This is a genomic window from Streptomyces canus, from assembly GCF_030815415.1.
Lineage (GTDB): Bacteria > Actinomycetota > Actinomycetes > Streptomycetales > Streptomycetaceae > Streptomyces > Streptomyces canus_F.
On the sequence record NZ_JAUSWW010000001.1, the window covers coordinates 7,077,086 to 7,102,306 of the forward strand.

Sequence of the window (25,221 nt, forward strand, 5' to 3'; positions counted from 1 at the left end):
CGGTGGGGCCTTGAGCCCCACCGCCCTTCACATCACCGCGATCCCTACGCGTCGCCTCCGGCGGCGCCCGGGTCGGCCGCCGACACGTCGAGCAGCTGGTACCGGTCGATGGCCTGCTTCAGCACGGACCGGTCGACCTTGCCCTCCCGGGCCAGCTCGGTCAGCACGCCCACCACGATCGACTGCGCGTCGATGTGGAAGAACCGCCGAGCCGCGCCCCGGGTGTCCGCGAAGCCGAACCCGTCCGCGCCCAGCGACTGGTACGTCCCCGGCACCCAGCGCGCGATCTGGTCCGGCACCGCCCGCATCCAGTCGGACACGGCGACGAACGGACCCTGAGCGCCCGACAGCTTCCGCGTCACGTACGGCACCCGCTGCTCCTCCTCGGGGTGCAGCAGGTTGTGCCGCTCGACGTCGACCGCCTCGCGCCGCAGCTCGTTCCAGGAGGTCGCCGACCAGACGTCCGCCTTGACGTTCCACTCCTCGGCGAGGATCTTCTGCGCCTCGATGGCCCACGGCACGGCGACACCGGACGCGATGATCTGCGCCGGGATGGTGCCCGAAGTGCCCTCGTGGTAGCGGTGGATGCCCTTCAGGATGCCCTCGACGTCCACGTTCTCGGGCTCGGCGGGGTGCTGGATCGGCTCGTTGTAGACGGTGAGGTAGTAGAAGACGTCCTCGCTGTCCGGGCCGTACATCCGCCGCAGACCGTCCTGCACGATGTGCGCGATCTCGAAGCCGTACGCCGGGTCGTAGGCGACACAGCCCGGGTTGGTCGAGGCGAGCAGCTGCGAGTGGCCGTCGGCGTGTTGCAGACCCTCACCGGTCAGCGTCGTACGTCCGGCGGTCGCACCCAGGACGAAACCGCGCGCCAGCTGGTCGGCCATCTGCCAGAACTGGTCGCCGGTGCGCTGGAAACCGAACATCGAGTAGAAGACGTAGACCGGGATGAGCGGCTCGCCGTGCGTGGCGTAGGCCGAGCCCGCCGCGATCAGGGAGGCCGTGCAGCCCGCCTCGGAGATGCCGTCGTGCAGCATCTGGCCGGTCGGCGACTCCTTGTAGGCGAGGAGCAGATCGCGGTCCACGGACTCGTACTGCTGGCCGAGCGGGTTGTAGATCTTCGCACTCGGGAAGAAGGAGTCCATGCCGAAGGTGCGGTACTCGTCCGGCGCGATCAGTACGAATCGCTTGCCGAGTTCCTTGTCCCGCATGAGGTCCTTGAGCAGCCGTACGAAAGCCATGGTGGTGGCGATCGACTGTTGCCCGGAACCCTTCTTCACGGTCGCGTACGTCTTGTCGTCCGGCAGCGCGAGGGGCTTGGCGCGCACGACACGGGTGGGGACATAACCGCCGAGCGAGTTGCGGCGGTCGTGCATGTACTGGATCTCCTCCGAGTCCCGGCCCGGGTGGTAGTACGGCGGGGCGCCGGACTCCAGCTCCTGGTCGGTGATCGGGATGTGCAGCCGGTCGCGGAAGCCCTTGAGGTCGTCGACCGTCAGCTTCTTCATCTGGTGCGTGGCGTTGCGGCCCTCGAAGTTGGGACCGAGCGTCCAGCCCTTGACGGTCTTGGCGAGGATCACCGTCGGCTGGCCCTTGTGCGCCTTGGCCGCCGAGAACGCCGCGAAGATCTTCCGGTGGTCGTGACCGCCGCGGCCCAGGTGCAGGATCTGGTCGTCGGTCATGTTCTCGACCATCGCGCGCAGCCGCTGGTCGTCGCCGAAGAAGTGGTCGCGGATGTACGCGCCGGTCTCGGTGGCGTACGTCTGGTACTGGCCGTCCGGCGTGGTGTTCATCCGGTTGACCAGCAGACCGTCGCGGTCCTGCGCGAGCAGCGGGTCCCAGGAGCGGTCCCAGACCAGCTTGACGACGTTCCAGCCGGCGCCGCGGAAGACCGACTCCAGCTCCTGGATGACCTTGCCGTTGCCGCGCACCGGGCCGTCGAGGCGCTGGAGGTTGCAGTTGACGACGAAGGTCAGGTTGTCCAGGCCCTCGCGGGCGGCGATCGTCAGCTGGCCGAGCGACTCGGGCTCGTCCATCTCGCCGTCGCCGAGGAAGGCCCACACGTGCGACTTGGAGGTGTCCGCGATCCCGCGCGCGTGCATGTAGCGGTTCATCCGGGCCTGGTAGATCGCGCCGATCGGGCCGAGGCCCATCGACACGGTCGGGAACTCCCAGAAGTCCGGCATCAGGCGCGGGTGCGGGTAGCTGGACAGGCCGTGGGGCGCCTTCGACTTCTCCTGGCGGAAGGCGTCGAGGTTCTGCTCGCTGAGCCGGTCCAGGAGGTACGCGCGCGCGTAGATGCCCGGGGAGGCGTGGCCCTGGAAGAAGACCTGGTCGCCGCCGTCCCCCTCGTCCTTGCCGCGGAAGAAGTGGTTGAAGCCGACGTCGTAGAGCGAGGCCGAGGAGGCGAAGGTGGCGATGTGGCCGCCGACGCCGATACCGGGGCGCTGGGCCCTGGACACCATGACAGCGGCGTTCCAGCGGGTCGCGTTGAGGATCTTGCGCTCGATCTCCTCGTTGCCCGGGAAGAACGGCTCGTCCTTGGTGGCGATGGTGTTGACGTAGTCCGTGCTGCGCATCTCAGGCACGGCCACGCGCTTCTCGCGGGCCCGCTCGATCAGCCGCAGCATCAGGTAGCGGGCCCGCTCGCGGCCGCGCTCGTCAACGGCGGCGTCGAGGGAGTCGAGCCACTCCTGGGTTTCCTCGGGATCGAAGTCAGGAACCTGACTCGGAAGGCCGCCAATGATGATCGGATTGCGATCGGATCCGGAAGCCACGCTGTTCCTTCGCTGTCAGAGGGCTGTTTTCCATGGGTATGTGGGAGGTCTGCACCGCTCCCCATCGTGTACCTCGGAAAAGCAAACGTCATCTCTACTGATTGGTAACCCGGTCTCTTCACGGGTTCCTCGACTCTCACTCGGGTTCCCAATGCCACAAATCGGGCAGAAAGGTGTGGTGTAGGTCACTTATGACCACAATCGTGTGCCTGGAGTTGCGGTGACACGGCCAGGAACGTCACCGTTTCGGCGGTCTGAACGGCCGGGTACTTGCGCGATCGGTCCCGCCCGTGTGGACTACGGCCAATGCTTCGCGCACGCGCGTGGCTGAGTTATTCCCGAAACATGATCAGGAGGCAACCCGTGAGCGCGACCGCGGACCACGCGGAGGAGCGGACGAACCCTGCCGCAAGGCTGGGGTTCCAGCCCGAGCAGGTGGTCCAGGAGATCGGCTACGACGACGACGTCGACCAGGAGCTCCGCGAGTCCATTGAGGAAGTCATCGGCAGCGAGCTGATGGACGAGGAATACGACGACGTCGCCGATGCCGTAGTGCTTTGGTTCCGCGACGACGACGGCGACCTCACCGACGTACTGGTGGACGCCACCACGTACATCGAGGAGGGCGGCTCGATCCTGCTGCTGACGCCGAAGACCGGCCGCGACGGCTACGTCGAGCCCAGCGACATCTCCGAAGCCGCGACGACGGCGGGGCTCTCCGCCTCCAAGAGCGTCAGCGTCGGCAAGGACTGGAGCGGCAGCCGGCTGGTGACGCCGAAGGCAGCCAAGTCCAAGCGGTGATCCTCCGCTAGTGATTACCGGACGGGCTGAGTTCCACTCAGCCCGTCCGTCAGTCTGTCGTGATCGCTGCGTAGGGTGTTCTCACCCGAACAGTCCACCCGAGAGGGATTCACGACGATGGCGATCCAGGCCGGGGAAAAGGCCCCCGACTTCGAGCTCAAGGACAACCACGGCAGGGCCGTGAAGCTGTCGGACTTCCGCGGCAGCAAGAACGTCGTCCTGCTCTTCTACCCCTTCGCCTTCACCGGGGTGTGTACCGGCGAGCTCTGCGAGCTGCGCGACAACCTGCCGCAGTTCTCCGACCGCGACACCCAGCTGCTCGCCGTCTCCAACGACTCCATCCACACCCTGCGCGTCTTCGCCGAGCAGGAAGGCCTGGACTACCCGCTGCTCAGCGACTTCTGGCCGCACGGCGAGGTCTCGCGCGCCTACGGCGTCTTCGCCGAGGACAAGGGCTGCGCGGTCCGCGGCACCTTCGTCATCGACAAGGAGGGCGTGGTCCGCTGGACCGTCGTCAACGCCCTTCCGGACGCCCGTGACCTGAACGAGTACGTGAAGGCGCTCGACACCCTGTGATTGTTAGGTTCCAAGCCCTGCGGAGGGCGGGAACCCGTCACTAGGATCGACTCGTTGATCCGATATCAAACGCATGGCGGGGCTCCCCGCCCCTGGACACCAATGGAGGACTCGTGGGAGTCAGCCTCAGCAAGGGCGGCAACGTATCGCTGACCAAGGAGGCCCCCGGGCTGACCGCGGTCATCATCGGTCTCGGGTGGGACGTCCGCACCACGACCGGCACCGACTTCGACCTGGACGCCAGCGCGCTGCTGATCGACGGCTCGGGCAAGGTGAGCAGCGACGCGAACTTCGTCTTCTTCAACAACCTCAAGAGCCCCGACGGCTCGGTGGAGCACACCGGCGACAACATCACCGGTGAGGGCGAGGGCGACGACGAGCAGATCAAGGTCAACCTCGCGGGCGTCCCGGCCGAGATCGAGAAGATCGTCTTCCCGGTCTCGATCTACGACGCCGAGAACCGCCAGCAGTCCTTCGGCCAGGTCCGCAACGCGTTCATCCGCGTCGTGAACCAGGCCGGCGAGGCGGAGATCGCGCGCTACGACCTCTCCGAGGACGCGTCCACCGAAACCGCGATGGTCTTCGGCGAGCTGTACCGGCACGGAGCGGAGTGGAAGTTCCGCGCCATCGGCCAGGGCTACGCCTCGGGCCTGCGCGGCATCGCGCAGGACTTCGGCGTGAACGTCTGAGCCGTTCCACCCGCACCACCCCGTCCGGCGCCGCACCGACCGCGTGCGGCGCCGGACGCGCAAGGCCACCTAGGAAGCAGCACACGGGGAGGGACCAGGATCATGGGCGTCACGCTCGCCAAGGGAGGCAATGTCTCCCTGTCCAAGGCCGCACCCAACCTCACTCAGGTGATGGTCGGACTCGGCTGGGACGCGCGCTCCACCACCGGAGCCGCCTTCGACCTCGATGCCAGCGCGCTGGTCTGCAACAGCGGACGGGTCATGGGGGACGAGTGGTTCGTCTTCTACAACCAGCTCAAGAGCCCCGACGGCTCGGTGGAGCACACCGGCGACAACCTCACCGGTGAGGGCGACGGTGACGACGAGTCGATCCTGATCGACCTCTCCAAGGTGCCGGCCCAGTGCGACAAGATCGTCTTTCCGGTCTCGATCCACGACGCGGACAACCGGGGCCAGACCTTCGGGCAGGTCAGCAACGCCTTCATCCGCGTGGTGAACCAGGCCGACGGCCAGGAGCTCGCCCGCTACGACCTCAGCGAGGACGCCTCCACCGAGACCGCCATGATCTTCGGCGAGCTCTACCGGTACCAGGGCGAGTGGAAGTTCCGCGCCGTCGGCCAGGGGTACGCGTCCGGACTGCGGGGCATCGCGCTCGACTTCGGGGTCAACGTCTCGTAACGCGATATGAGCAAAAACCGGGGCCGGGTGGGGTGCGGAGGGGGGCCGACTAGACTCCGCTTCAAAGTTCGGTAAAAAGCCGAGTAGGGCAGCGGGGGAGACCCGTACATACAGGATTGGGTAGCCAGTGGTTCTGAAAACCTTCGGCTGGTCGTTCGCGGTCACCGCGCTCGGCCTCGTAGCGGCGGTCTTCTACGGGGGGTGGACCGGGTTCGGCATCGTGGCGATCCTCTCCATCCTCGAGATCTCGCTGTCCTTCGACAACGCGGTGGTCAACGCCGGAATCCTGAAGAAGATGAATGCCTTCTGGCAGAAGATCTTCCTCACCGTCGGTGTCCTCATCGCCGTGTTCGGCATGCGGCTGGTGTTCCCGGTCGTGATCGTCGCCATCAGCGCCAAGATCGGTCCGATCGACGCGGTCGACCTCGCCCTCAACGACAAGGATCACTACCAGGAGCTCGTGACCGACGCCCACCCGGCGATCGCCGCGTTCGGTGGCATGTTCCTGCTGATGATCTTCCTCGACTTCATCTTCGAGGACCGTGACATCAAGTGGCTCGCGTGGCTGGAGCGCCCGCTCGCCAAGCTCGGCAAGGTCGACATGCTGTCGGTCTGCATCGCGCTCGTCGTCCTGCTCGCCACCGCCATGACCTTCGCGACCCATGCCCACCAGCACGGCGGCGCGCACGTCGACAAGGCGGAGACGGTTCTGCTCTCCGGTATCGCCGGTCTGATCACGTACATGATCGTCGGTGGTCTCTCCGGCTACTTCGAGGACAAGCTCGAAGAGGACGAGGAACGCGAGCACGAGGAGGAGGAAGAGGCGGCACGCTCCGGCAAGCCACGTTCGGCCGTCGCGCTCGCCGGCAAGGCCGCGTTCTTCATGTTCCTCTACCTCGAGGTCCTCGACGCCTCCTTCTCCTTCGACGGAGTGATCGGCGCCTTCGCCGTCACCAACGACATCGTGCTGATGGCGCTGGGCCTGGGCATCGGCGCCATGTACGTCCGTTCGCTGACCGTGTACCTGGTCCGCCAGGGCACCCTCGACGACTACGTCTACCTGGAGCACGGCGCGCACTACGCGATCGGTGCGCTGGCCGTGATCCTCATGATCACCATCCAGTACCAGATCCACGAGGTCATCACCGGCCTCGTCGGTGTCGTCCTGATCGCCTGGTCCTTCTGGTCCTCTGTGCGCCGCAACAAGCGGCTGGCGGAAGCCGAGGGAAAAGCGGCGGGCTCGGACGAGAAGACTGAGGTCTCGTCCGGGGTGTGACCCGGCCTCGGGTGAGGAACGCTCTGAGCGGGGCGGCGTCGACTCCTCGACGCCGCCCCGTCGGTCTTTGACGTGAACGTGGGGGCGGGAACATGGGCTTCTTTGACGGACTCCGGCGCGGACGCGCTGCCGACTTCGACTCGGGCAACGCGGCGACCAACTCGATCGTGCTGACCAAGCGGCACGACCGGGTCTCCCTCAAGGAGCAGGGCGCAGAGACGGGCCATCTGCGCATCAACCTCGCCTGGCGGATGCGGACCTCCGACTTCGGCGGCTCACAGCGCGAGAGCCTGCTCAGGCACCCCTTCAGGGCGCTCAAGCCGCCGGAGGTGATGGGGCACAGCCAGAGCATGGTCAACGTCGACCTCGACCTGGGATGCCTGTACGAGCTGGCCGACGGGACGAAGGGCGTCGTACAGCCCCTCGGCGGGTTCTTCGGGGACGTCAACTCGGCGCCGTACGTGAAACTCAGCGGCGACGACCGGTTCGGATCGGCGTCCGGGGAGACGATCTACGTCAACCTCGACCACAAGGACGCCATCAAGCGGATCCTGGTCTTCGTCTACATCTACGACCAGACGCCGGCGTTCGACCGTACGCACGCGATCGTGACGCTGTATCCGAGCAACGGGCCGCGCATCGAGATAGGCCTCGACGAACGCCACCCCCAGGCCCGCTCCTGCGCCGTCGTGATGATCGAGAACGTCAAGGGCGAGATCGTCGTCCGCCGCGAGGTGAAGTTCGTCTACGGGTTCCAGGCGGAGCTGGACCGGCTGTACGGGTGGGGGCTGCAGTGGGGCCGGGGCTTCAAGACCAAGGCGGAACGCTGACGCCGTGTCCTGGCCGCTTCGCCTAGGGGCTCGGGGCGCGTGGTCCGACGGCGGCTGCTGGTTGCTCGTGGTTGATCGCGCAGTTCCTCGCGCCCCTGGGGTGGTCTCGTCAGCGCCCGATGAACTGGGGGCCCTGCGGAGGCAGCCGGAAGTCCGGGTCCGGAGAGACCGTGACCGGGGCTTGGGGGTAGCCGTAGGCGGGCTGGCTGGTCGGCTGAGGGTAGCCGTACGCCGGCTGGGTCGGCGGCGGGGACTGGGGGTAGCCGTAGGCCGGCTGGGGCGGGACCGCTGTCGTGGGCTGCTCCGGGGGCAGGGGCTGGGAGAACTCCGGGGCCGGATCCTGCGCCGCCGCCTCCGACTCGTCCACCGAGATGCCGTAGTCGCCCGCCAGGCCCTTCAGACCGTCCGAGTAGCCCTCGCCCAGGGCACGGAACTTCCAGCCCTCCCCGCGGCGGTACAGCTCCCCGCAGATCAGCGCGGTCTCGCGGCCGGTCTCCGGCTTGATGTCGAAGTAGGCCAGCGGCTCGCCGTCGGCGACCGCGGCGTCGTACAGCAGGATGCGCAGGCCCTGCACGCGGTCGAAGGTGACGTCCTCCGCCGATGCGACCAGGAGAATCTGGCCGACGCCGGACTCGACACCGGTGAGATCTGTCTGGATCGTGTCGGTGAGGCCCTCGGCGACCCGCTTCTTGCCGAGGCGCCAGACCTTCCCGGAGGGGTGCCGGGGCTGGTTGTAGAAGACAAAGTCCTCGTCGGAGCGCACACGACCGTCGGGGCCGAGGAGCAGCGCCGAGGCGTCGACATCCGGGACCCCCTGCCCGGGCGTCCAGCGCACCACGGCGCGCACCGTGGTGACTTCGAGCGGGACGTTCGACCCCTTCAGCATGGCGTGCGTCATGCGGTCATCCTGCCTTCTCGGTCCTGGTCACGACAACGCGGGGGTGCGGGTTCCGCAAGGAAAACCGACCCGGTCGTGCGCGCCTGCGTTACCTGAAGTTCATGCCCGATGGGAACCCCTGACATGGGTTTGTACGTACTATTACCGGCCACCTGTGAAGTGTTCACAGAAGGCCCAGCCGCCACGGGGGAGTCATATGCGTCATTTCGGGCACATCGCCCCTGAGGTGCGTCAGCGCCTCTTCCACCAGGAGCCGTGCGAGTTCGACGCGGACTCCTCGGCCCGGCTGCTCTCCGCGGCCCTGGGCGCCACGCTCTACAGCCCGGCCACCAGGCCGCGGCTCGCCGACGACATCCAGAAACAGGTCGGGCGTGGCGTGGTCTCGATGGTGTTGTGCCTGGAGGACTCGATCGGCGACGAGGACGTCGTGGAGGCCGAGGAGAACCTCGTACGACAGTTCACGGAGCTCGCCGAGGGAGCGGTGGCCGATCCTCCGCTGCTCTTCATCCGGGTCCGCCACCCCGAGCAGATCCCCGACCTCGTCCACCGGCTCGGCCCTGCGGTCCGGCTGCTGTCCGGGTTCGTGCTGCCGAAGTTCACCGAGGAGCGCGGCATCTCCTTCCTGGAGGCGCTCTCCGGCGCCGAGGCGGCGAGCGGGCGGCGGCTGTTCGCCATGCCGGTGCTGGAGTCGCCGGACCTGATGTACCGCGAGTCACGAGTGGAGACCCTGGAGGGCATCGCCCGCGCGGTCGACAAGTACCGGGACCGGGTGCTGGCGCTCCGCCTCGGCGTCACCGACTTCTGCTCCTCCTACGGCCTGCGCCGCGCCCCCGACATGACCGCCTGGGACGTCCAGATCGTCGCCTCCGTGATCGCCGACGTGGTGAACATGCTGGGCCGGGCCGACGGCACCGGCTTCACGGTGACCGGGCCGGTCTGGGAGTACTTCCGCGTCCAGGAGCGCATGTTCAAGCCGCAGCTGCGCCGCAGCCCCTTCCTGGAGGGCCAGGCCGAGGAACTGCGCGAGGCACTCATAGAGCACGCCATGGACGGGCTGCTCCGCGAGATCTCCCTCGACCAGGCCAACGGTCTGATGGGTAAGACTTGTATTCACCCTTCGCACGTGCTGCCCGTGCACGCACTGTCGGTGGTCAGTCACGAAGAGTTCAGTGACGCCGCGGACATCCTGCGCCCGGAGCGCGGCGGCGGGGGAGTGCTGCGGTCGCAGTACACGAACAAGATGAACGAGGTGAAGCCGCACCGGGCCTGGGCCGAGCGCACCATGCTGCGCGCCGAGGTGTTCGGGGTGGCCAACGAGGACATCGGCTTCGTGGAGCTGCTCGCCGCCGGAATCCCCGACTGAGACACGCAGTGGCTGGGTCGGTTACACACAAGGGACGCATGAACAACGCAGTGAACAACGAGGTGCCTGGCGGGATCTGGTCCGGCACCTGGGTCGCCGAGCGGCTCGGGGTCGAACTCCTGGGCGACGACACGCTGACCGACCTGCTGGGCCTCGCCCTGCGCCGCAACCCCAAGCGGGCCCATCTGCTGGTCTCGAACGTGCTCGGCAAGCACGTCCCCCAGTCACCGTCCGTGGTGTACGGCCACGGCCTCACCCTCGGCCGCCGGGTCAGGGACCTCCTGGGCGCCGAGGAGGCGGCCCGCGCGGTCGTCCTCGGCTACGCGGAGACCGCGACCGGCCTCGGCCACTCCGTCGCCGACGGCGTCGGCCTCGCCCCCTACCTCCACTCCACCCGCCGCCCGGTGCCCGGCGTGGCCACGGCGGGCGGCTTCGAGGAGTCCCACTCCCACGCCACCTCGCACCTGCTGCTCCCCGAGGACCCGGCCCTGCTGGTCGGCAACGGCCCGCTGGTCCTCGTCGACGACGAGTTCTCCACAGGCAACACGGTCCTGAACACCATCAGGGACCTCCACGACCGGTACCCGCGACAGCGGTACGTGGTCGTGGCCCTGGTCGACATGCGCTCGGAGGCGGACGCGGGACGCCTGGACGAGTTCGCGCGCGAGATAGGCGCGAGGGTGGACCTGGTGGCGGCGGCGTCGGGCACTGTAAAGCTGCCGGAGGGTGTGTTGGAGAAAGGGCAGGACCTTGTAGCGAGGCATGAGGTCACCCACCTAGGGGCGCGGGGAACTGCGCGATCAACCCCCACCGGCTCGCAGCCGACACACAGCCTCACTCGAGTCGAACTGTGCTGGCCTCGCGGATTGCCGGACGGCGGCCGCCACGGCTTCACGCCCCAACACCGAATACGCCTGGAGACCGCTCTCCCGGCCATGGCCGCCCGCCTGGCCGAGGCCCTTCCGGCAGACGCCCGCCGCGTTCACGTCCTCGGCTTCGAAGAACTGATGTACGCCCCCCTCCGCCTCGCCCGCGAGCTGGAGCAGATCACCGACGCCGAGGTCCGCTACTCCACCACCACCCGCTCACCCGTCCTGGCCGTCGACGACCCGGGCTACGCGATCCGCACCCGCATCGCCTTCCCGGCCCACGACAACCCCGTGGACGGCCCCGGCGAGCGCTATGCCTACAACATCGCCGGCGCCGGCTTCGACGCGATCGTCGCCGTCATCGACTCCACCGCCGACACAGCGGAGCTGCACGCCCCCGACGGTCTGCTCGCGCAGCTGCACGCGCACACCCCGCAGGTGCTGCTCGCGGTCGTCCCGTCGTACGTCCCAGAGCCCCTGTACGTCCCCGAAAGGCCCCCGATGCTGCCCGAGCCCCTCCGCGGCCCCGCCTTCTCCTCGTACGCCCCGGAAGACGTCGGCTGGCTGCTCCAGGACCTCTCGGACGTGACGCTGGAGGCGCCGACCGAGGAGCGCGAGGAGGCCATCCAGAGCGGCGGCGCGCACTACGCGGAGTCGCTGCCGGTGGAGTACCAGCCGAGCGAGCAGTACCAGCGGCTCTTCCACACCGCGCTGGACGGGTCCGCCGCACGGCTCGCGCAGGCGGTCGGCGCGGTCACCGAGATCGTGCTCGCGGAGCGCTCGCCCCGCCCGGTCCTCGTCTCCCTCGCCCGCGCCGGTACCCCCGTCGGGGTCCTGATGCGCCGCTGGGCCCAGTTCCGGCACGGCCTGGACCTGCCGCACTACGCCGTGTCGATCGTGCGCGGCCGTGGCATCGACGCCAACGCGCTGCGCTGGCTGGCCGCCCACCACGACCCGGCCGACATCGTGTTCGTCGACGGCTGGACCGGCAAGGGCGCGATCACCCGTGAACTGGCTGACGCCGTCAAGGAGTTCGAGGAGTCCGACGGCATCACCGGCTTCGACCCGGAGATCGCGGTGCTGGCCGACCCGGGCTCGTGCGTGAAGACGTACGGCACCCGTGAGGACTTCCTCATCCCCTCCGCCTGCCTCAACTCCACGGTCTCCGGCCTGATTTCGCGCACCGTACTGCGCGCGGACCTCGTCGGCCCGAACGACTTCCACGGCGCGAAGTTCTACCGCGAACTCGCCGGCGCCGACGTCTCGGTGGAGTTCCTCGACGCCGTCGCCGCCACCTTCCCGGAGGTCGTGGAGGCGGTGGACGCCCAGACCAAGGAGCTGCTGTCGAGCGACCGCGACCCGACCTGGGAGGGCTGGGCGGCCGTCGAGCGGATCAGCGAGGAGTACGGCATCCACGACGTGAACCTCGTCAAGCCCGGTGTCGGCGAGACCACCCGGGTGCTGCTGCGCCGGGTGCCGTGGAAGATCCTGGCGCGGGCCGGCGCGGGCGCCGACCTCGACCACGTACGCCTGTTGGCCGAACAGAGAGGTGTCCCGGTGGAAGAGGTCGACGAACTCCCGTACACCTGCGTGGGGTTGATCCACCCCAAGTACACGCGGGGCGCGACGGGCGCCGACGGCAAGGCGGTGAACGTCTGATGCCGGTGCTGGTGGCGAGCGACCTCGACCGTACGCTCATCTACTCCTCCGCGGCCCTCGCGCTGACCATGCCGGACGCGCGGGCGCCCCGGCTGCTCTGCGTCGAGGTGCACGAGAGCAAGCCGCTGTCGTACATGACGGAGACGGCCGCCGGACTGCTGGCCGAACTCGGCGACGCGGCGGTGTTCGTGCCGACGACCACGCGGACCCGTAAGCAGTACCAGCGCATCAACCTGCCGGGCCCGCCCCCGAAGTACGCGATCTGCGCCAACGGCGGGCATCTGCTGGTGGACGGCGTGACGGACGCCGACTGGCACGCGCGCGTGCAGGCCCGGCTGGCCGACGAGTGCGCGCCGCTGGACGAGGTGCGTGAGCACCTGCTGCGGACGGCCGACCCCGTGTGGGTGCGCAAGCACCGGGTCGCCGAGGACCTCTTCGCCTACCTCGTCGTCGAGCGTGAACTGCTGACCGAGGACTGGGTGAAGGAACTCGCGGTGTGGGCGGAGAACCGCGGCTGGACGGTCTCGCTCCAGGGCCGCAAGATCTACGCCGTCCCGAAGCCGCTGACCAAGAGCGCCGCCATGCACGAGGTCGCCCGCCGCAGCGGCGCGGAGCTGACGCTGGCCGCCGGTGACTCCCTGCTCGACGCCGACCTGCTGCTCGCCGCGGACCAGGGCTGGCGGCCGGGCCACGGCGAGCTGGCCGACGAGGCCTTCACCGCTCCGACGGTCAGCGCGCTACCGGAGCGGGGTGTGCTGGCGGGGGAGCGGATCCTGCGGGAGTTCCTCAGGACGACTCGGACACCTCGCTAGACGCGGGCCGCCGCAGCAGTCGTACGGCCAGGAAGGCCACGACTGCTGCGGCGGCGAGCGCGAGGACGATCTTCGAGTACGTGGACGCCACGTCGGTGACCTGGGTCCAGTTGGCGCCCAGCGTGTAGCCCGCCATCACGAACGCCGTGTTCCACAGCGCGCTGCCCAGCGTGGTCAGGCCGAGGAAGACGGGCAGGGGCATGCGCTCGACGCCGGCCGGGACCGAGATCAGACTGCGGAAGATCGGGATCATCCGGCCGAAGAAGACCGCCTTGGTGCCGTGCCGCAGGAACCAGGCCTCGGTCTTCTCGATGTCGCTGGTCTTCACCAGCGGCAGCCGCGCCGCGATCGCCACCGTCCGGTCACGGCCGAGCAGCGCGCCGACGCCGTACAGGGCGAGCGCGCCGATCACCGAACCTGCGGTCGTCCATAGCAGCGCGGCCCACAGGCTCATCCGGCCGGTGCTCGCCGCGAACCCCGCGAGCGGCAGGATGACCTCGCTCGGCAGTGGCGGGAAGAGGTTCTCCAGGGCGATGGCCAGGCCGGCGCCGGGCGCGCCGAGCGTGTCCATGAGTCCGTTGATCCACTGCGGGGCGGCTGTCATACCGCCCACGGTAGGAAACCGCGGCTGAAGGGTTCCTGAAGCCGCTGTCCGTCAGCCGCAGCAGCCCCCGCCGCAGCAACCGCCGCCGCCTCCGCCGCCGGAGCGGGGGGCCTGGGCCGGTGCGGAGGCCGAGCCGCCGACGGCCACCGTCGACAGGAGCTTCACCGTGTCGTCGTGGCCGGCCGGGCAGTCCGCGGGGGCGGCGGACTCCGCCATCGGACGGCTCAGTTCGAAGGTGTCGCCGCAGGTCCGGCAGCGGTACTCATAGCGAGGCATACGCACAGGTTAACCGGCGGCGGCCGACGGCTGTAGAGCCGTCAGTGCCCCGCCCCGCGCTCCTCCCGGATCTGCGCCACCACCCGCGCCACCGTCTGCCGCACCGCCTCCGTCTCCGTGAGGAAGTGCCAGTAGTCGGGGTGCCGGCCCTCCAGCGTGCCGATCGCCCGCTCCAGCCGGGCCACGGAGTCGTCCAGGGGACGTGCGTGACGCGGATCGGGGGTGTTCCGGCCCGTCATGGCCAGCCGCTGCGCGTCACGGATCGCGAAGCGGGTGCGGTCGATCTCCTGCTGGGGGTCCTTCTGCACGGCGTTCAGCCGCCGCAGCCGGTCGCCCGCCGCGGAGACGGACTCGTCGGTGCTGTTCAACAGGGCCCGTACGGTCGACAGCAGGGCGGTCGCGTCCGGCCAGCGCTGCTCGTCACGGGCGGCGCGGGCCTCCATGAGCTTGCGCTCGGCCTGGCGCACGTTCTCCGTGGCCTGGTCCGGGACCTGCTGGAGGTCCTGCCAGCAGGCCGCGGTGAAGCGCCGCCGCAGCTCGCTCAGGACCGGGTCGACCTGGCCCGCGCGGGTGGTGAGGGCCTGAGCGCGGGTGCGCAGGGAGACGAGCCGGTGGTCGATCTCGGCGGCCTTCTCGGGCAGCCGCTCGGACTCGACCCGGACCGCCTCGGCCTCCCGGGCGACGCGCTCGGCACGCTCCAGGGTGTCCGGGACGCCGTGCTGCCCGGCGCCCTGGTTCAGCTTGGTCAGCTCGGGGCCGAGGGCGGCGAGCCGGGCGGCGAGGTCATCGGCCTTCAGACCCGACTGCCGTACGGCGTCAAGGGCGTTGGAGGCGGCCAGCAGTCCCTGTCTGGCCCGTTCGACGGCGGGAGCGAGGCGGACCAGCTGGGTCTCGGCCTTGCCGAGGAGCGGACCGAGGCTGTCGCCGAAGCGGTCCAGTTCCCGCTTGACGCCTGCGAGCTCGTCCTTGGCCCTGGTGAGCTCGGTGCGCGCGTGTACGGCGACCGACGCCTCCAGGTCGTCCCGGTCCAGGTCGTGCGCGTCGACGGCCTCGATGTACTGGTGACTGGCCTCGTCGATCCGTCTGCTGATCGCCTCGAAGTCGGCGACCGCGCGCCGGGCGGCGGGGGAGTCGTCGACCGCGGTGATCGTCTCTATCGAGATCCGCAGATCACGCTGGGCGGTGTCGAGCTCGTAGAACGCGGCCGCGGCGGCGTCCTTCGCGGCCTGCGCCTCGGCCCGCTGGCTCTCGGAACGCCCCCCGAACCAGCGCCGGGTGCCGCCGCCGGCGAACGCGGCCGGCAGCGCGAGGGCCGCGACCAGCGGCAGCGCGATGAGAGTGAGCGTGTCGCGCAGCGCATGATGTGCGCGCGGCTTCGACGGCGAGTACGGCTGCGCTGGTGTCGCCGTCACATCCCTCTCCCGTGCTGTGTCCGTCCTGGCCCGGTGTCATTCTCCCACCGGTTAAGGACGAACACACGGGCCCGTTAGTTCGCGGTCCGGACCGTGACTTTGCCGTCGCCGGTACGGGCGGTGATGACGTGCGAGCTGGAGTCGGCCCGCGGCACGGTCACGTCCACCCCGCCGTCGCCGGTCTGGGTCGTCACCTTGTACGTGGCCTCCGGGACGTCGATGGTCACGGAGCCGTCGCCACTCCTGGACTCCACGCGGTCCGGGACGGCGCCCAGTTCGAGGTGGACCGAGCCGTCGCCGGTCTGGGACCGCACGTCGCGCGAGGTGACGTCGGCGCGCACGGACCCGTCGCCGGTCTTCAGGTCGAGCGGCCCGCTGGAGTCGGTGACATGCACCGATCCGTCGCCCGTACGAATGCTCAGCGCGTCCTCGAACCCCCTGGCCCGCACACTCCCGTCCCCGTCCTCGACCTTCACGGAGACACCGCGCGGGACCTCGATGCGGTGCTTGGCCGCGCAGTCGGCGACCACGCCGGTGCACTTCATCCGCAGCTTCAGCGTGTCGTCCGTCATCGACCAGGTGACCTTCGGGTCCTTGCCGAGGGCGACCGTGCCCTGGAACCAGCGGGTGACCTCGATCCGGCCCGCCTTGTTGTCGTCGGCGGCGACGATCTCCAGCGCCGAGTCGTCGGAGTCGATGGTCAGCGTCTTCCCCTCCAGCGCGAACGACCGCTGGTCCGGGTCCTTGTCGTCCCCGGCGGAGGCACCGCAGGCACTGACGCCCGCGATGAGAGCGACGGCGCCTGCGGCGAGGACCATGCGAGCGGTGGCGGTGCGTGCCATTGGGATCTCCCCCTGAGCCAGAATGATGAGGCTCTTCGACCGTACGGAGCGGGGCGCCGTCGCGGGATCCGGGACGCTCCCGGATCCGGGGTGGGGTAAACCCCCGGATCGACCCCGAGATCCGGCTCCCGCGATACGCCGCGCTACGCGTTTGCAGGACGGGGCCCTGGGCAAGGTAGTCTGTCGACTCGTCCTGAGCGCGCTTGTTCGGGACCCGGGTGCGTAGCTCAGGGGTAGAGCGCCTGCCTTACAAGCAGGATGTCGGCGGTTCGAAACCGTCCGCGCCCACACGGAAAGAAGACCCCGGCCGATCACGGCCGGGGTCTTCCGCGTTTCTCAGCTGTCCTCCCGCGCGTGCTTCAGCCTCATGCGGGCGTCCACGCGCTCCTCGCCGGCGACCTCCGCCCAGAAGCGATGGCCGGTGACGAAGACGACGAGTTCGTGTTCGCGCTGCCTGAGCTTTTCGACCTCGGCCTGTTCGTCGGGTGTCCAGCCCGGGGAGGCGGGGCGTTCCACCTTGCGCCAGCCCGCGGTGTCGCTGAAGCCGTCCAGGGGCTCGACCGACCAGGGCAGCCGCTTGAGCAGGGCCGACAGCTCGGCCCGGACCTGATGCAGCTCCTCCTGACCGGCGAGGAGGTCACTCGGAAAGTCATAGGTCGTAGCCACGGCGCAATGCTACGCCTGTTCGATTTAGGGGTGCGAGTTTCTTGGGGTAGTTCATGTGTTCGGGAAGGGAGGATCTGAGAAGATCACCGGAACCGTACGAACGCAGAGGTGGGGACATGACCGTTCTGGTGCTGGTGGGCGTTCTGGGTCTCGCCGTCTTCGGGTGTGTGTGCGTGGTGTGGGCGGAGCGCGGCGGACCGACCTGGGTCCGCGCCGTGGCAGCCGTGACGGTCGGCCTGGGCAAGGTGCTGCAGAGCTCGGGGAAGACGCGGGGCGGCTCCTCCAGGGGCGACGACTGACGAACTCGGGTGCTCCTGTTGTCGGGCGGCTGCGGGTGGTGTGTGGCTGGTCGCGCCCACGGGGCGGAGCCGCATATCGATACGGTCCCGCGCCCCTAGGGCATTCGCTCAGCCCCTGATGCATGTGGCCCGCGCTGCTGTGAACGCGGCGCGGGCCACATGCAGGCGCCGCTCGGCCGACCCCGGCCGCAAGCCCTCTCAGCGGCCCGCGTGCCTCAACTCCCCTACCAGGCGCGTCGCCACCGGCACCGGTACCCCGTATCGCTCCGCCGCGCGGAGCAACGCGCCGCCGATCGCGTCCAGTTCGAGGGGGCGGCCCGCCTCGGCGTCGCGCTGCATCGACGACCTGGTCTGCGGCGGGAACGCGTCGTAGCGGGCCAGGGCCTGGGCCGGGTCCGTCGGGGCGCCCGACGCGCGGCTCACCGCGGCCGTCTCCTCGACCAGTGCCGTCAGCTCCTCGCGGTGACGGGTGCGTACGTCGCCCAGCGGGAGGGCGTACCGCGTGGTGAGGAGGGCGAACGGGGCCAGGAACGACATCTTGGCCCACAGTGCCGCCGTCTCGTCCGGCAGCACCCGGGTGGTCGGACCGGCAGAGCCCAGCGCGTCCGCCAGCGACTCCAGCCGCTCCTTCGCCACCCCGTCGCCGGTCAGGTCGATCTCCGCGAACGGGCTGCCGTGCACGATCTCCCCGGGTGCCACCCGCGTCGACTCCACGCGGATCACCGCCGGGGCCACCACGTCCTCGCGATAGCGGGCCCGCAGCGCCGCCGGATGCTCCACACCGTTCAGGAACGGCACCAGGAGCGCGTCGCCCAGCGCGGCGGGCGGGACGCGGTCCAGGGCGGCCCCGAGCGCCGTGTGCTTCACCGCGACCAGGCAGGCGTCCACCGGCACCCGCAGCTCGGTGTCCGCCTCCACCTCGGCCGTGAAGTCCCCGAACGGGCCACTGCGGACCCGGATCCCGGACGCCCGCAGGGTCGCCGCCGTCTCGTCCCCGGCCAGGCAGATCACCCGGTGCCCGGCCCGCGACAGCAGTCCGGCGAGCAGGCCGCCGATGCCGCCCGGGCCCAGCACGGCCACGGTCGGTTTCTTGTCGTGCGTCATCACACGAAGTCCCTTCGTCGGTCGGCCCCTTGAACGGTGGCCGCCTCGGAACGGATCATCGCAGATGTCACAGGCGTACGGACTCCCCTGGCGCCATCAGGTGCAGTCGGTCCGTCAGTCCGGCCTCCGCGAAGGCCTTCGTCAGCGTCGGTCCGTCCTGGGTGAAGTGGCCCCAGTGCTCGAAGTGCAGCGGTACGACATGCCGGGCGCCCAGGATCGCCGCCGCCTCGGCCGCCTGCTCGCTGGTCAGGGTCAGCGTCGCGTCCGGTACGAGGGGGGTGCGTGCCGCGCCCGCGAACAGCAGGGCCACGTCGAAGGGGCCCGCGCGGTCGGCGATCTCCCGGACCCGGTCCAGAGAGGCGTTGTCGCCGCTGACGTACACCTTGGGCAGGCCCTCCCCGGACAGCACGAAGCCGGTGACCTCGCCGACGAGGGGCTCGGAGCCCTCGGGTCCGTGCAGGGCGGGGACGGCGGTGACGCGTACGCCGCCCAGCTCGACGCTCTCCCAGGCGGGCAGGGCGCGGACGGGGGCGCCCAGGCGGTCATGGGCGGAGGCGGTCGACAGGACGAGGGGGACACCGGCGAGGTAGGCGCGGCCCGCGGCGTCCAGGTTGTCGGGGTGCTGGTCGTGGGAGAGCAGCACGGCGTCCACCGGGCCGAGGTCCGCCGCCGCGAGCGCCGGGCCCGTCGTCTTCACCAGCGCGCGGGAGCCGATGGGGTACTCGCCGGGCGCGTCGAAGGTCGGGTCGGTGAGGAGACGCACGCCCCCGAGAGACACAACGGCGGTCGGGCCGCCGACGTAGGAGATCTCCACTGTCGTCATGCTCGACACAATTCCGCGGACGCCCGGCGCTATTCCCCGGCGGGGGCGAGACTGGAGGTATGTGCCGCAGCATCAAGACTCTTCGCCCGCCCGCGTTGCCCGAGGAGGCGACGGAGGACGAGATCCGCGCCGCCGCCCTCCAGTACGTACGGAAGGTGTCCGGCTTCCGGGCACCGGCCGCACACAACAAGGAGGTCTTCGAGCGGGCGGTGGCCGCGGTGGCCGAGGCCACGGCCGAGCTACTGTCCGACCTCGAGGTCCGAGGCACCCCAGCACAGCGCGCCGGTTAGCGGGGCGCCCGGAGGGTCTGGCCGGGTTCGGCAATTGGCGGATCCGGCGCACGCCCGCTGGCAAAACCGCAGGTCACCGACGGCCGACAGGGGACACATCTGCCAATCCCTCACGCCGGGCGGCGGCGCATCACGAATGCCGCTGCGGCTCCCGCGGCGAACAGGGCCAGTACCGAGACGCCGGTCGCCAGCCATGTCGTGCCCAGCCACTGGGCGCCGTAGTAGCCGAGGGCGACGCTGTACGCCGCCCAGGCCAGGCCCGCGAGGGCGGACCAGGGGAGGAATTCCCGGACCCGGCGGTGGGCGGCGCCCGCGACGAAGGAGACGACCGAGCGGCCGGCCGGGGCGAAGCGGGCGAGGACGACCAGGGGGCCGCCGCCGTGGGCGAGGGCGGTGCCGAGACGTTCCTGCGCGGAGGTGAGGCGGCGGGAGCGGGCGATGGCCCGGTCCAGGCGGGCGCCGCCGCGCCAGGCCAGCCGGTACGCGACCATGTCGCCGAGCACCGACGCCGTCGCGGCGACCAGGGTGAGCAGCAGCAGGTCGGGAACCTCGCCGGGGACCTTGCCGGTCGCCGCTCCGGTGCCCGCCGCCGCGGCCGTGGCGGCCGTGATGACCAGGACGCCGCTCGGCAGGACCGGCAGGAACACGTCCAGCAGCACTGACGCGGCCACCATCGCGTAGATGATTCCTGGGCTGCCGGTCAGCACGCCCATATTCCCGAGACTCTCGAACACCGTCACTCCCCGTTTTCCCCCGTAACAGCCTTACAGCGTACGCCCGGGGTGTGACAGGGGATTCATGGGGGGCGCGTGTGTTCGCCACAGCATGTTCACCCGGCCGACACGTCGCGGCGCCCGTCCCCTGTGCGGGCACGGGCGCCGTCGGATGCGGGTACGGCTCAGACGGTCACCGGTGCCTGGTCCGAGGCCGGTCGCTCGGTGGCGGCCGAGCGCTTCTGGAACAGCCGGTCGAGCCCGAAGGCGCCGGAGCCGGTGAAGACCAGCAGCAGGAAGGACCAGCAGAACATCGCCGCGCCCTCGCCGCTGTTCTCGATCGGCCACAGGGCGTTCGGCTGGTGCACCTTGAAGTAGGCGTAGGCCATCGCGCCGGAGGCGATGAACGCGGCGAAGCGGGTGCCCAGGCCGATCAGGACCAGGGAGCCGCCGACGAGCTCGATCGCGGCCGCGTACCAGCCGGGCCAGGTGCCCAGCTCGACGGTGCCGCCCTTGCCGTCCGCGCCGCCGAGCACGCCGAAGAGCGCGACGGCGCCGTGGCAGGTGAAGAGCAGTCCGACGACGATGCGGAACAGGCCGAGGACGTACGGCTGGGCGCTGTTGAGGCGTCCGGTCATGTGGGGGGTACTCCTACGGTCGGGCCGGTCCCTGGGGCGGACCGGTCGGGGGACGGAACCGAGCGAGCACCCCACGTTAGGTCGGACTAATCAATGCTTACAAGTTCAACATTTGGCCACGGCTTTGCTTCCGTTTGGCGTTCCGTTCCTGCTGTAGCCGCACGTAGAGCCGCTCTCGCCACCGCGTCGGCGTCCGAAAGCGTGACCGAATCCACACCCGGCCGCGCGCCCGCCGCGGTCACCCAGTGCACCCCCTCCGTCGGCACCCCGAACGCGAACCGCCTTTCGTGCACGCCTCCTTGACGGTCAATCAGGTGATATGGGCGAGGTGTCACGTCCAGCCCGCCGGTTTCGTAACCGTCGACCGAGTGCGGCCGGCACTGTCCGGTCCGCAGCAGCCGGGCGAGGAGTCCGTCGGCCGTGCGTCGCAGATCCGGTTCCGGAAGCCGTGCCTCTATGAGCGTCGTCACGCGTACGCCGGACCCGTGGACGTCGGGCGAGCGCGCCACCCAGGCCCCGTCCCGCGCCCGGACCTCCAGGCGCGGCCCGAGCACCTCCATCACACCCGCCTCCATCAGCGCCACCAGCTCCTCGATCCGGCGCCGTGGCGGGCCGATGGACAGGAAGGCGTTGAGGGGGGTGTACCAGCGGTCGAGATGGTCCCGGCGGGAGGCACCGGCGATGCCGCCGTGGTCGACGGTCAGCCGGAGTTCGTTGCGCAGATCGCGCAGCACGTCGAGGGCCGCCTTGAGCGGGCCGTCCGCGTTGCCGAGAGCGGCCTGCGCGGCGTCCTCGCGCAGATGAGCCAGCAGCCACGCGCGCCACCGGCCGGGGTCGGTGAAGCCGCGTCCCGCATACGGGCGGGAGATCCGGTCCCAGCTCCAGCGGTCGGCGTCCGGGACACCGAACTCGTCGAGGATCAGCGCCTCTTGGGGGTCGCGGTGGGGGACGGCGAGGAAGCGGTCGGCGAGGTCCGGTCGCCGTACGAGCGCCGAGTAGTAGACCGTCTCCACCTCCTTCGCCACCAACGGCCATATCTCGGCGAGGAAGTCGGGCGCCTCACCCGAGTCGGCACGCTTGCGGAAGCCCGCTATGACCTCCGGCGTCAGGACGAGCGGGGTGTGGCGGCCGTACGGCCCCTTCGCGTTGTCGCCGCGGGCCTGGTAGGGGACGCCGCGCCGCGACCCGGCGTACAGCCGCGGCTCGCGGCCGGAGGGGACGTACCGCAGCCCGCCCCGATCGCGCACGAAACGGCCGCCGCGGCCGGTCGTCAACAGGGCCGTGTGATCGAAGAAGTTGAGGCCGAGACCGCGCAACAGCACCGGTTCGCCCGGGGAGACGGGGGAGAGGTCGACGTCGGCCGGGTTGGCGGGCGGGATGTGGAGCAGGCCGTGGGTCTCGGCGTACGACGAGACGGTCCGCTGCGCCGCGTCGGGGACGGTCGGCAGATGGCCCTGGGCGAGGACGACGGCGGACAGGCCGGTCAGTTCACGGCCGTCGTCGAGGGTGAGGACCTGGCGGCCGTCGGGGGCGTCGTCGAGCCGTAGCGCACGAGCCGTGTGCGTCCGCACGCGGACGCCGGGCGGCGCCTCGCGCACCGTGCGGGCGAACACCCACTCCAGATAACGGCCGTAGTGGGCGCGGGTCGGATACTCGTCCGGGCCCAGCTCGCCGGCCGCCCACTCGTGCAGGCTGGGGCCGGGGCGGACGGGGCCGGAGCAGTCGACGCTCTCGTCGGTGAAGAGGGTCACCTGGCAGGCCACGGTGTTCATCAGGAGCTCCGCCGGCTGTGCGGTGCGCCAGACGCGGCCGGCGCCGGGCGGTGCCGGGTCGACCACGTGGACGGTGAGCCGGGTGCCGGGCGGGAGCAGTTCCGGCGCGGAGGCGCAGAGGCGTTCCAGGACGCTGGTCCCGCGCGGTCCGGCGCCGACCACGGCGACGGAGACGGGCACGCAGGCCGTGGGCGGTGCGGACAAAACGGGGACTCCCGGGCGTGTGGGGGCGCTTGGCAGCAGACCGCCCACCGGAAGCGGACGGTCCGCCTCATCATGCCTGCCGCGCTCCGGCCGGGCGTCAGGTACCCCGGATCACGCGTTGCCGGTGGCGATGCTCAGCCACGGGGTCCAGGTCGAACAGTTCTCCCAGCCGATGTCATTGGAGTAGTTGCGCAGACACACCTTGATCCGGACCTTGTAGTCCTCGTCGAAGTTGTAGTTGCACTCCTCGCGGCCGGTGAACGCCCCGCCGGTCGCCTTGCACTCGCCCTCGCGACCGTAGTTGGTCTCCCATCGGGTGACGGTGCTCTTGTGGTCCTCGCCGATGTCGTTCGCCATGATCCAGTCGCCCTCGGCCTGGAAGGCGCCCTCGCCCGCGTTGTCGGAGGTGTACGCGTGCTGCGGCCACCCCGTCGGGTACCAGGTGGCGTGGGCCGGTACGGCCATGAGGAGGACGCCCGCTCCGGCGGCGCCGAGGGAGATGCTGATCTTCTTCAACAAGGCTTGTCCTTCGCGCAGTCGGGCCGTACGTGGGGGCCCAAGGTCGAGTGAGCATAAGTTCGATCGCGCGCCTGCTGAAGATGTAATTGTGCCCAACTGACCCTTCCCAAGGCTCACTTGTGCACAGCCCGGTCACTTCTCGCTCAGCACCGACTCCGACACCAAGGCCAGCCGCGCCTTCCCGCCCCGCACGGCCCGCGCCTGCTCCAGCCGCAGTCCCGCCGAACGCCCGCGCAGCGTCAGCGTCATGAGCTGGTTGCCGAACCAGGGCCCGCCCGTCCGCCGCCAGTCCACCGACGGCTGGGGACAGGCGCCGTGTCCGGCGAACCGGCGCCCCAGAAAGCGGCCCACCGCGCTCCACCCGAAGCGGAAGCCGAGGCGTATCGACAACGGGATGGAGTTGTGGACGGGGGAGCAGGTCAGCTGCAGCACCCGCGCATCGGGCCCGCTTCCCTCCGGCCACCTCGGCTCGGCGATGTACGCGTGATGGACGTCGCCCGACAGCACACACACCGTCGCCGGCGCGTCAGGCCCCGACCCCGCCTCCGCGATGAGCTCCACCAGCGCCTCGAAGGACGCCGGGAACGCCGCCCAGTGCTCCAGATCCGCCCGCCGCCGCAGATCCTCCCCGAACCGCGCCCAGCGCGCCCCGCGTTCACCCCGGCACAGCGCCGCGTTCCACGCCTCGGCGTCGTGCACCAGATGCGGCAGCAGCCAGGGCAGCGAGGTCCCGATCAGGAGATGGTCGTACGACCCCGGCCCGTCCAGCACCTGCTCGCGCACCCAGCGCTCCTCGCCGGGGGCGAGCATCGACCGGTTCTCCTCGTCGAGGACCCGTGCCGCCCGGCTGTCGACCATCACCAGCCGCACGCGCCCGAAGTCCCGCCGGTAACTCCAGCGCACGGAGGCCGGATCGACGTCGGCCTTGCAGGCGAAGGCCCGCAACTCGTCGGTGCCGTCCGGGGTTTCGCGTACGGCGGCGTAGAGCGGGTCGGAGTCGAGCTCCGCCGGGGACAGGTTCCCGAGGTGCTGATGCACCCAGTACGACATCAGCCCGCTCAGCAGCCGCTCCCGCCACCACGGGGTGGCCCGCATGTCCTCCACCCAGGCGGCGGAGGTGTTCCAGTCATCGATCACGTCGTGATCGTCGAAGACCATACAAGTGGGCACGGTGGACAGCAGCCACCGGATCTCGGGATCGAGCCAGGACTCGTAGTAGAGGTGGGTGTACTCCTCGTAGTCCGCGACCCCGCTGCCCGGCGGATCACCGAGATCCCGGCGCGCGGCGAGCCAGCGGCGGGTCGCCGGGGAGGTCTCGTCGGCGTAGACCTGATCGCCCAGCAGCAGCAGCACGTCGGGCCGTTCACCGTCCGGGTCGGTCGCGATCCGGGCCGCCAGGGTGTCCAGGGCGTCCTGGCCGACGGGGTCCGGCTCGCCGTGCGGCGGAGCGGCCCAGCGGCAGGACCCGAAGGCGACACGGACGGTGTCCCCTTCGGCCGGCGTGCGGATGACGGACTCCGGGAACGGGGAGTCGGGCAGCGGCCACACACGTACTCCGTCGAGCAGGACCTCGTACGGCGACGAGGTCCCCGGCGTCAGACCGGTGACCGGAACCAGGGCGTAGTGATGACCGCAGACCTGAAAGGTCTGGGTCTCACCGCCCGCCCCGTCCGCGCAGCGCACCTCGGCGGCGCACGGACGGCTCGCCTCGACCCATACGGTCGCGGACGAGCCGTCGGCATACCTGAGCAGCGGTCCCAACCGAAGTTCGGCCACGTGATCCTCCTCCGTCGCCCCGTACGGTACGGAACGACGGAGGCCGGCGGGGAGG

Annotated in this window: 25 protein-coding genes and 1 tRNA gene; 12 read left to right on the top strand and 14 right to left on the bottom strand. The window is 70.2% G+C overall.

What is annotated here, in order from left to right; genetic code table 11:
- Nucleotides 1-44: 44 nt before the first annotated feature.
- Entirely contained in the window at nucleotides 45-2,777 is a 2,733-nt protein-coding gene (aceE, locus tag QF037_RS32705) for a pyruvate dehydrogenase (acetyl-transferring), homodimeric type (RefSeq protein ID WP_307031456.1), read from the bottom strand.
- Nucleotides 2,778-3,140: 363 nt separating this feature from the next.
- Between aceE and QF037_RS32710 the strand changes: the two genes are divergently transcribed.
- The 6 genes from QF037_RS32710 to QF037_RS32735 all read left to right on the top strand — a co-directional run bounded on the left by QF037_RS32710 (nucleotide 3,141) and on the right by QF037_RS32735 (nucleotide 7,627).
- Nucleotides 3,141-3,578, top strand: coding sequence for a DUF3052 domain-containing protein (locus tag QF037_RS32710; protein ID WP_046259140.1), 438 nt, complete (start codon nucleotides 3,141-3,143; stop codon nucleotides 3,576-3,578).
- 117 nt (nucleotides 3,579-3,695) lie between these two features.
- Complete coding sequence (locus tag QF037_RS32715; protein WP_307031459.1) at nucleotides 3,696-4,154, top strand: peroxiredoxin; 459 nt, start codon at nucleotides 3,696-3,698, stop codon at nucleotides 4,152-4,154.
- Between the two features lie 113 nt (nucleotides 4,155-4,267).
- Nucleotides 4,268-4,843 carry a TerD family protein gene (locus QF037_RS32720; RefSeq protein WP_046259138.1) on the top strand — a complete coding sequence of 192 codons (576 nt, stop codon included), beginning with the start codon at nucleotides 4,268-4,270 and terminating at the stop codon, nucleotides 4,841-4,843.
- Between the two features lie 102 nt (nucleotides 4,844-4,945).
- Entirely contained in the window at nucleotides 4,946-5,521 is a 576-nt protein-coding gene (locus QF037_RS32725) for a TerD family protein (protein WP_307031462.1), read from the top strand.
- Between the two features lie 127 nt (nucleotides 5,522-5,648).
- A complete protein-coding gene (locus tag QF037_RS32730; protein WP_307031464.1) occupies nucleotides 5,649-6,797 on the top strand; it encodes a DUF475 domain-containing protein in 1,149 nt (382 codons plus the stop codon).
- 92 nt (nucleotides 6,798-6,889) lie between these two features.
- Nucleotides 6,890-7,627, top strand: a complete 738-nt coding sequence (locus tag QF037_RS32735; protein WP_307031465.1) for a TerD family protein — start codon at nucleotides 6,890-6,892, stop codon at nucleotides 7,625-7,627.
- Between the two features lie 109 nt (nucleotides 7,628-7,736).
- Here QF037_RS32735 and QF037_RS32740 read toward each other — a convergent pair whose 3' ends face one another.
- Nucleotides 7,737-8,525 carry a TerD family protein gene (locus QF037_RS32740; RefSeq protein ID WP_307031467.1) on the bottom strand — a complete coding sequence of 263 codons (789 nt, stop codon included), beginning with the start codon at nucleotides 8,523-8,525 and terminating at the stop codon, nucleotides 7,737-7,739.
- A gap of 196 nt (nucleotides 8,526-8,721) precedes the next feature.
- Here QF037_RS32740 and QF037_RS32745 point away from each other — a divergent pair, with 196 nt between their 5' ends.
- The 3 genes from QF037_RS32745 to QF037_RS32755 are packed head-to-tail and all read left to right on the top strand — an operon-like array spanning nucleotide 8,722 to nucleotide 13,228.
- Entirely contained in the window at nucleotides 8,722-9,888 is a 1,167-nt protein-coding gene (locus tag QF037_RS32745) for an HpcH/HpaI aldolase/citrate lyase family protein (protein ID WP_307031469.1), read from the top strand.
- Nucleotides 9,889-9,926: 38 nt separating this feature from the next.
- The gene (locus tag QF037_RS32750; protein WP_307031471.1) at nucleotides 9,927-12,416 is read left to right on the top strand and encodes a phosphoribosyltransferase; all 2,490 of its coding nucleotides are present in this window, start codon (nucleotides 9,927-9,929) and stop codon (nucleotides 12,414-12,416) included.
- Nucleotides 12,416-13,228: an HAD family hydrolase gene (locus QF037_RS32755; RefSeq protein WP_307031474.1), complete on the top strand. Its 813-nt coding sequence runs from the start codon at nucleotides 12,416-12,418 to the stop codon at nucleotides 13,226-13,228. Before QF037_RS32750 ends, QF037_RS32755 begins: the two co-directional genes overlap by 1 nt.
- On the opposite strand, the gene QF037_RS32760 is transcribed toward QF037_RS32755, so the two are convergent.
- The 4 genes from QF037_RS32760 to QF037_RS32775 all read right to left on the bottom strand — a co-directional run bounded on the left by QF037_RS32760 (nucleotide 13,203) and on the right by QF037_RS32775 (nucleotide 16,362).
- Nucleotides 13,203-13,832, bottom strand: coding sequence for a DedA family protein (locus tag QF037_RS32760; protein WP_307031476.1), 630 nt, complete (start codon nucleotides 13,830-13,832; stop codon nucleotides 13,203-13,205). The two genes, QF037_RS32755 and QF037_RS32760, sit on opposite strands and share 26 nt — an antisense overlap.
- 51 nt (nucleotides 13,833-13,883) lie before the next feature.
- Nucleotides 13,884-14,108, bottom strand: coding sequence for an FmdB family zinc ribbon protein (locus QF037_RS32765; protein WP_307031478.1), 225 nt, complete (start codon nucleotides 14,106-14,108; stop codon nucleotides 13,884-13,886).
- 41 nt (nucleotides 14,109-14,149) lie between these two features.
- Nucleotides 14,150-15,520 carry a hypothetical protein gene (locus QF037_RS32770; protein ID WP_307031479.1) on the bottom strand — a complete coding sequence of 457 codons (1,371 nt, stop codon included), beginning with the start codon at nucleotides 15,518-15,520 and terminating at the stop codon, nucleotides 14,150-14,152.
- A gap of 74 nt (nucleotides 15,521-15,594) precedes the next feature.
- Entirely contained in the window at nucleotides 15,595-16,362 is a 768-nt protein-coding gene (locus QF037_RS32775; RefSeq protein WP_307031481.1) for a DUF4097 family beta strand repeat-containing protein, read from the bottom strand.
- A gap of 216 nt (nucleotides 16,363-16,578) precedes the next feature.
- Between QF037_RS32775 and QF037_RS32780 the strand changes: the two genes are divergently transcribed.
- Nucleotides 16,579-16,650: transfer RNA gene (locus QF037_RS32780), tRNA-Val, on the top strand.
- A 48-nt stretch (nucleotides 16,651-16,698) separates the two neighbouring features.
- On the opposite strand, the gene QF037_RS32785 is transcribed toward QF037_RS32780, so the two are convergent.
- A complete protein-coding gene (locus QF037_RS32785; protein ID WP_307031483.1) occupies nucleotides 16,699-17,028 on the bottom strand; it encodes a hypothetical protein in 330 nt (109 codons plus the stop codon).
- A 116-nt stretch (nucleotides 17,029-17,144) separates the two neighbouring features.
- Between QF037_RS32785 and QF037_RS32790 the strand changes: the two genes are divergently transcribed.
- Complete coding sequence (locus QF037_RS32790; protein WP_307031484.1) at nucleotides 17,145-17,327, top strand: hypothetical protein; 183 nt, start codon at nucleotides 17,145-17,147, stop codon at nucleotides 17,325-17,327.
- Between the two features lie 198 nt (nucleotides 17,328-17,525).
- Here the strand turns inward: QF037_RS32790 and QF037_RS32795 are convergent, their stop codons facing one another.
- Complete coding sequence (locus QF037_RS32795) at nucleotides 17,526-18,431, bottom strand: ketopantoate reductase family protein (RefSeq protein WP_307031486.1); 906 nt, start codon at nucleotides 18,429-18,431, stop codon at nucleotides 17,526-17,528.
- A 67-nt stretch (nucleotides 18,432-18,498) separates the two neighbouring features.
- On the bottom strand, nucleotides 18,499-19,254 hold the full coding sequence (locus tag QF037_RS32800; protein ID WP_307031488.1) for an MBL fold metallo-hydrolase: 756 nt from the start codon (nucleotides 19,252-19,254) through the stop codon (nucleotides 18,499-18,501).
- Between the two features lie 59 nt (nucleotides 19,255-19,313).
- Here QF037_RS32800 and QF037_RS32805 point away from each other — a divergent pair, with 59 nt between their 5' ends.
- Entirely contained in the window at nucleotides 19,314-19,544 is a 231-nt protein-coding gene (locus tag QF037_RS32805) for a DUF2277 domain-containing protein (protein WP_307031490.1), read from the top strand.
- Between the two features lie 110 nt (nucleotides 19,545-19,654).
- On the opposite strand, the gene QF037_RS32810 is transcribed toward QF037_RS32805, so the two are convergent.
- The 5 genes from QF037_RS32810 to QF037_RS32830 form a co-directional block, all read right to left on the bottom strand.
- Nucleotides 19,655-20,257 (bottom strand): DedA family protein, encoded by a 603-nt coding sequence (locus tag QF037_RS32810; RefSeq protein ID WP_373463979.1) that lies wholly within the window; start codon nucleotides 20,255-20,257, stop codon nucleotides 19,655-19,657.
- Nucleotides 20,258-20,442: 185 nt separating this feature from the next.
- Complete coding sequence (locus QF037_RS32815; RefSeq protein ID WP_307031496.1) at nucleotides 20,443-20,895, bottom strand: DoxX family protein; 453 nt, start codon at nucleotides 20,893-20,895, stop codon at nucleotides 20,443-20,445.
- A gap of 86 nt (nucleotides 20,896-20,981) precedes the next feature.
- On the bottom strand, nucleotides 20,982-22,871 hold the full coding sequence (locus tag QF037_RS32820) for an FAD/NAD(P)-binding protein (protein ID WP_307031498.1): 1,890 nt from the start codon (nucleotides 22,869-22,871) through the stop codon (nucleotides 20,982-20,984).
- 111 nt (nucleotides 22,872-22,982) lie between these two features.
- Nucleotides 22,983-23,387, bottom strand: coding sequence for a hypothetical protein (locus QF037_RS32825; protein WP_307031500.1), 405 nt, complete (start codon nucleotides 23,385-23,387; stop codon nucleotides 22,983-22,985).
- 135 nt (nucleotides 23,388-23,522) lie between these two features.
- Entirely contained in the window at nucleotides 23,523-25,166 is a 1,644-nt protein-coding gene (locus tag QF037_RS32830) for an alkaline phosphatase D family protein (RefSeq protein ID WP_307031502.1), read from the bottom strand.
- Between the last annotated feature and the right edge of the window lie 55 nt (nucleotides 25,167-25,221).

Coding starts and splice junctions, on each gene's coding strand:
- QF037_RS32715 (WP_307031459.1), top strand. CDS start 3,696: ATGGCGATCCAGGCCGGGGAAAAGGCCCCCGACTTCGAGCTCAAGGAC.
- QF037_RS32725 (WP_307031462.1), top strand. CDS start 4,946: ATGGGCGTCACGCTCGCCAAGGGAGGCAATGTCTCCCTGTCCAAGGCC.
- QF037_RS32735 (WP_307031465.1), top strand. CDS start 6,890: ATGGGCTTCTTTGACGGACTCCGGCGCGGACGCGCTGCCGACTTCGAC.
- QF037_RS32740 (WP_307031467.1), bottom strand. CDS start 8,525: ATGACGCACGCCATGCTGAAGGGGTCGAACGTCCCGCTCGAAGTCACC.
- QF037_RS32745 (WP_307031469.1), top strand. CDS start 8,722: ATGCGTCATTTCGGGCACATCGCCCCTGAGGTGCGTCAGCGCCTCTTC.
- QF037_RS32750 (WP_307031471.1), top strand. CDS start 9,927: ATGAACAACGCAGTGAACAACGAGGTGCCTGGCGGGATCTGGTCCGGC.
- QF037_RS32755 (WP_307031474.1), top strand. CDS start 12,416: ATGCCGGTGCTGGTGGCGAGCGACCTCGACCGTACGCTCATCTACTCC.
- QF037_RS32760 (WP_307031476.1), bottom strand. CDS start 13,832: ATGACAGCCGCCCCGCAGTGGATCAACGGACTCATGGACACGCTCGGC.
- QF037_RS32765 (WP_307031478.1), bottom strand. CDS start 14,108: ATGCCTCGCTATGAGTACCGCTGCCGGACCTGCGGCGACACCTTCGAA.
- QF037_RS32775 (WP_307031481.1), bottom strand. CDS start 16,362: ATGGCACGCACCGCCACCGCTCGCATGGTCCTCGCCGCAGGCGCCGTC.
- QF037_RS32790 (WP_307031484.1), top strand. CDS start 17,145: ATGACCGTTCTGGTGCTGGTGGGCGTTCTGGGTCTCGCCGTCTTCGGG.
- QF037_RS32795 (WP_307031486.1), bottom strand. CDS start 18,431: ATGACGCACGACAAGAAACCGACCGTGGCCGTGCTGGGCCCGGGCGGC.
- QF037_RS32800 (WP_307031488.1), bottom strand. CDS start 19,254: ATGACGACAGTGGAGATCTCCTACGTCGGCGGCCCGACCGCCGTTGTG.
- QF037_RS32805 (WP_307031490.1), top strand. CDS start 19,314: ATGTGCCGCAGCATCAAGACTCTTCGCCCGCCCGCGTTGCCCGAGGAG.
- QF037_RS32810 (WP_373463979.1), bottom strand. CDS start 20,257: ATGGGCGTGCTGACCGGCAGCCCAGGAATCATCTACGCGATGGTGGCC.
- QF037_RS32815 (WP_307031496.1), bottom strand. CDS start 20,895: ATGACCGGACGCCTCAACAGCGCCCAGCCGTACGTCCTCGGCCTGTTC.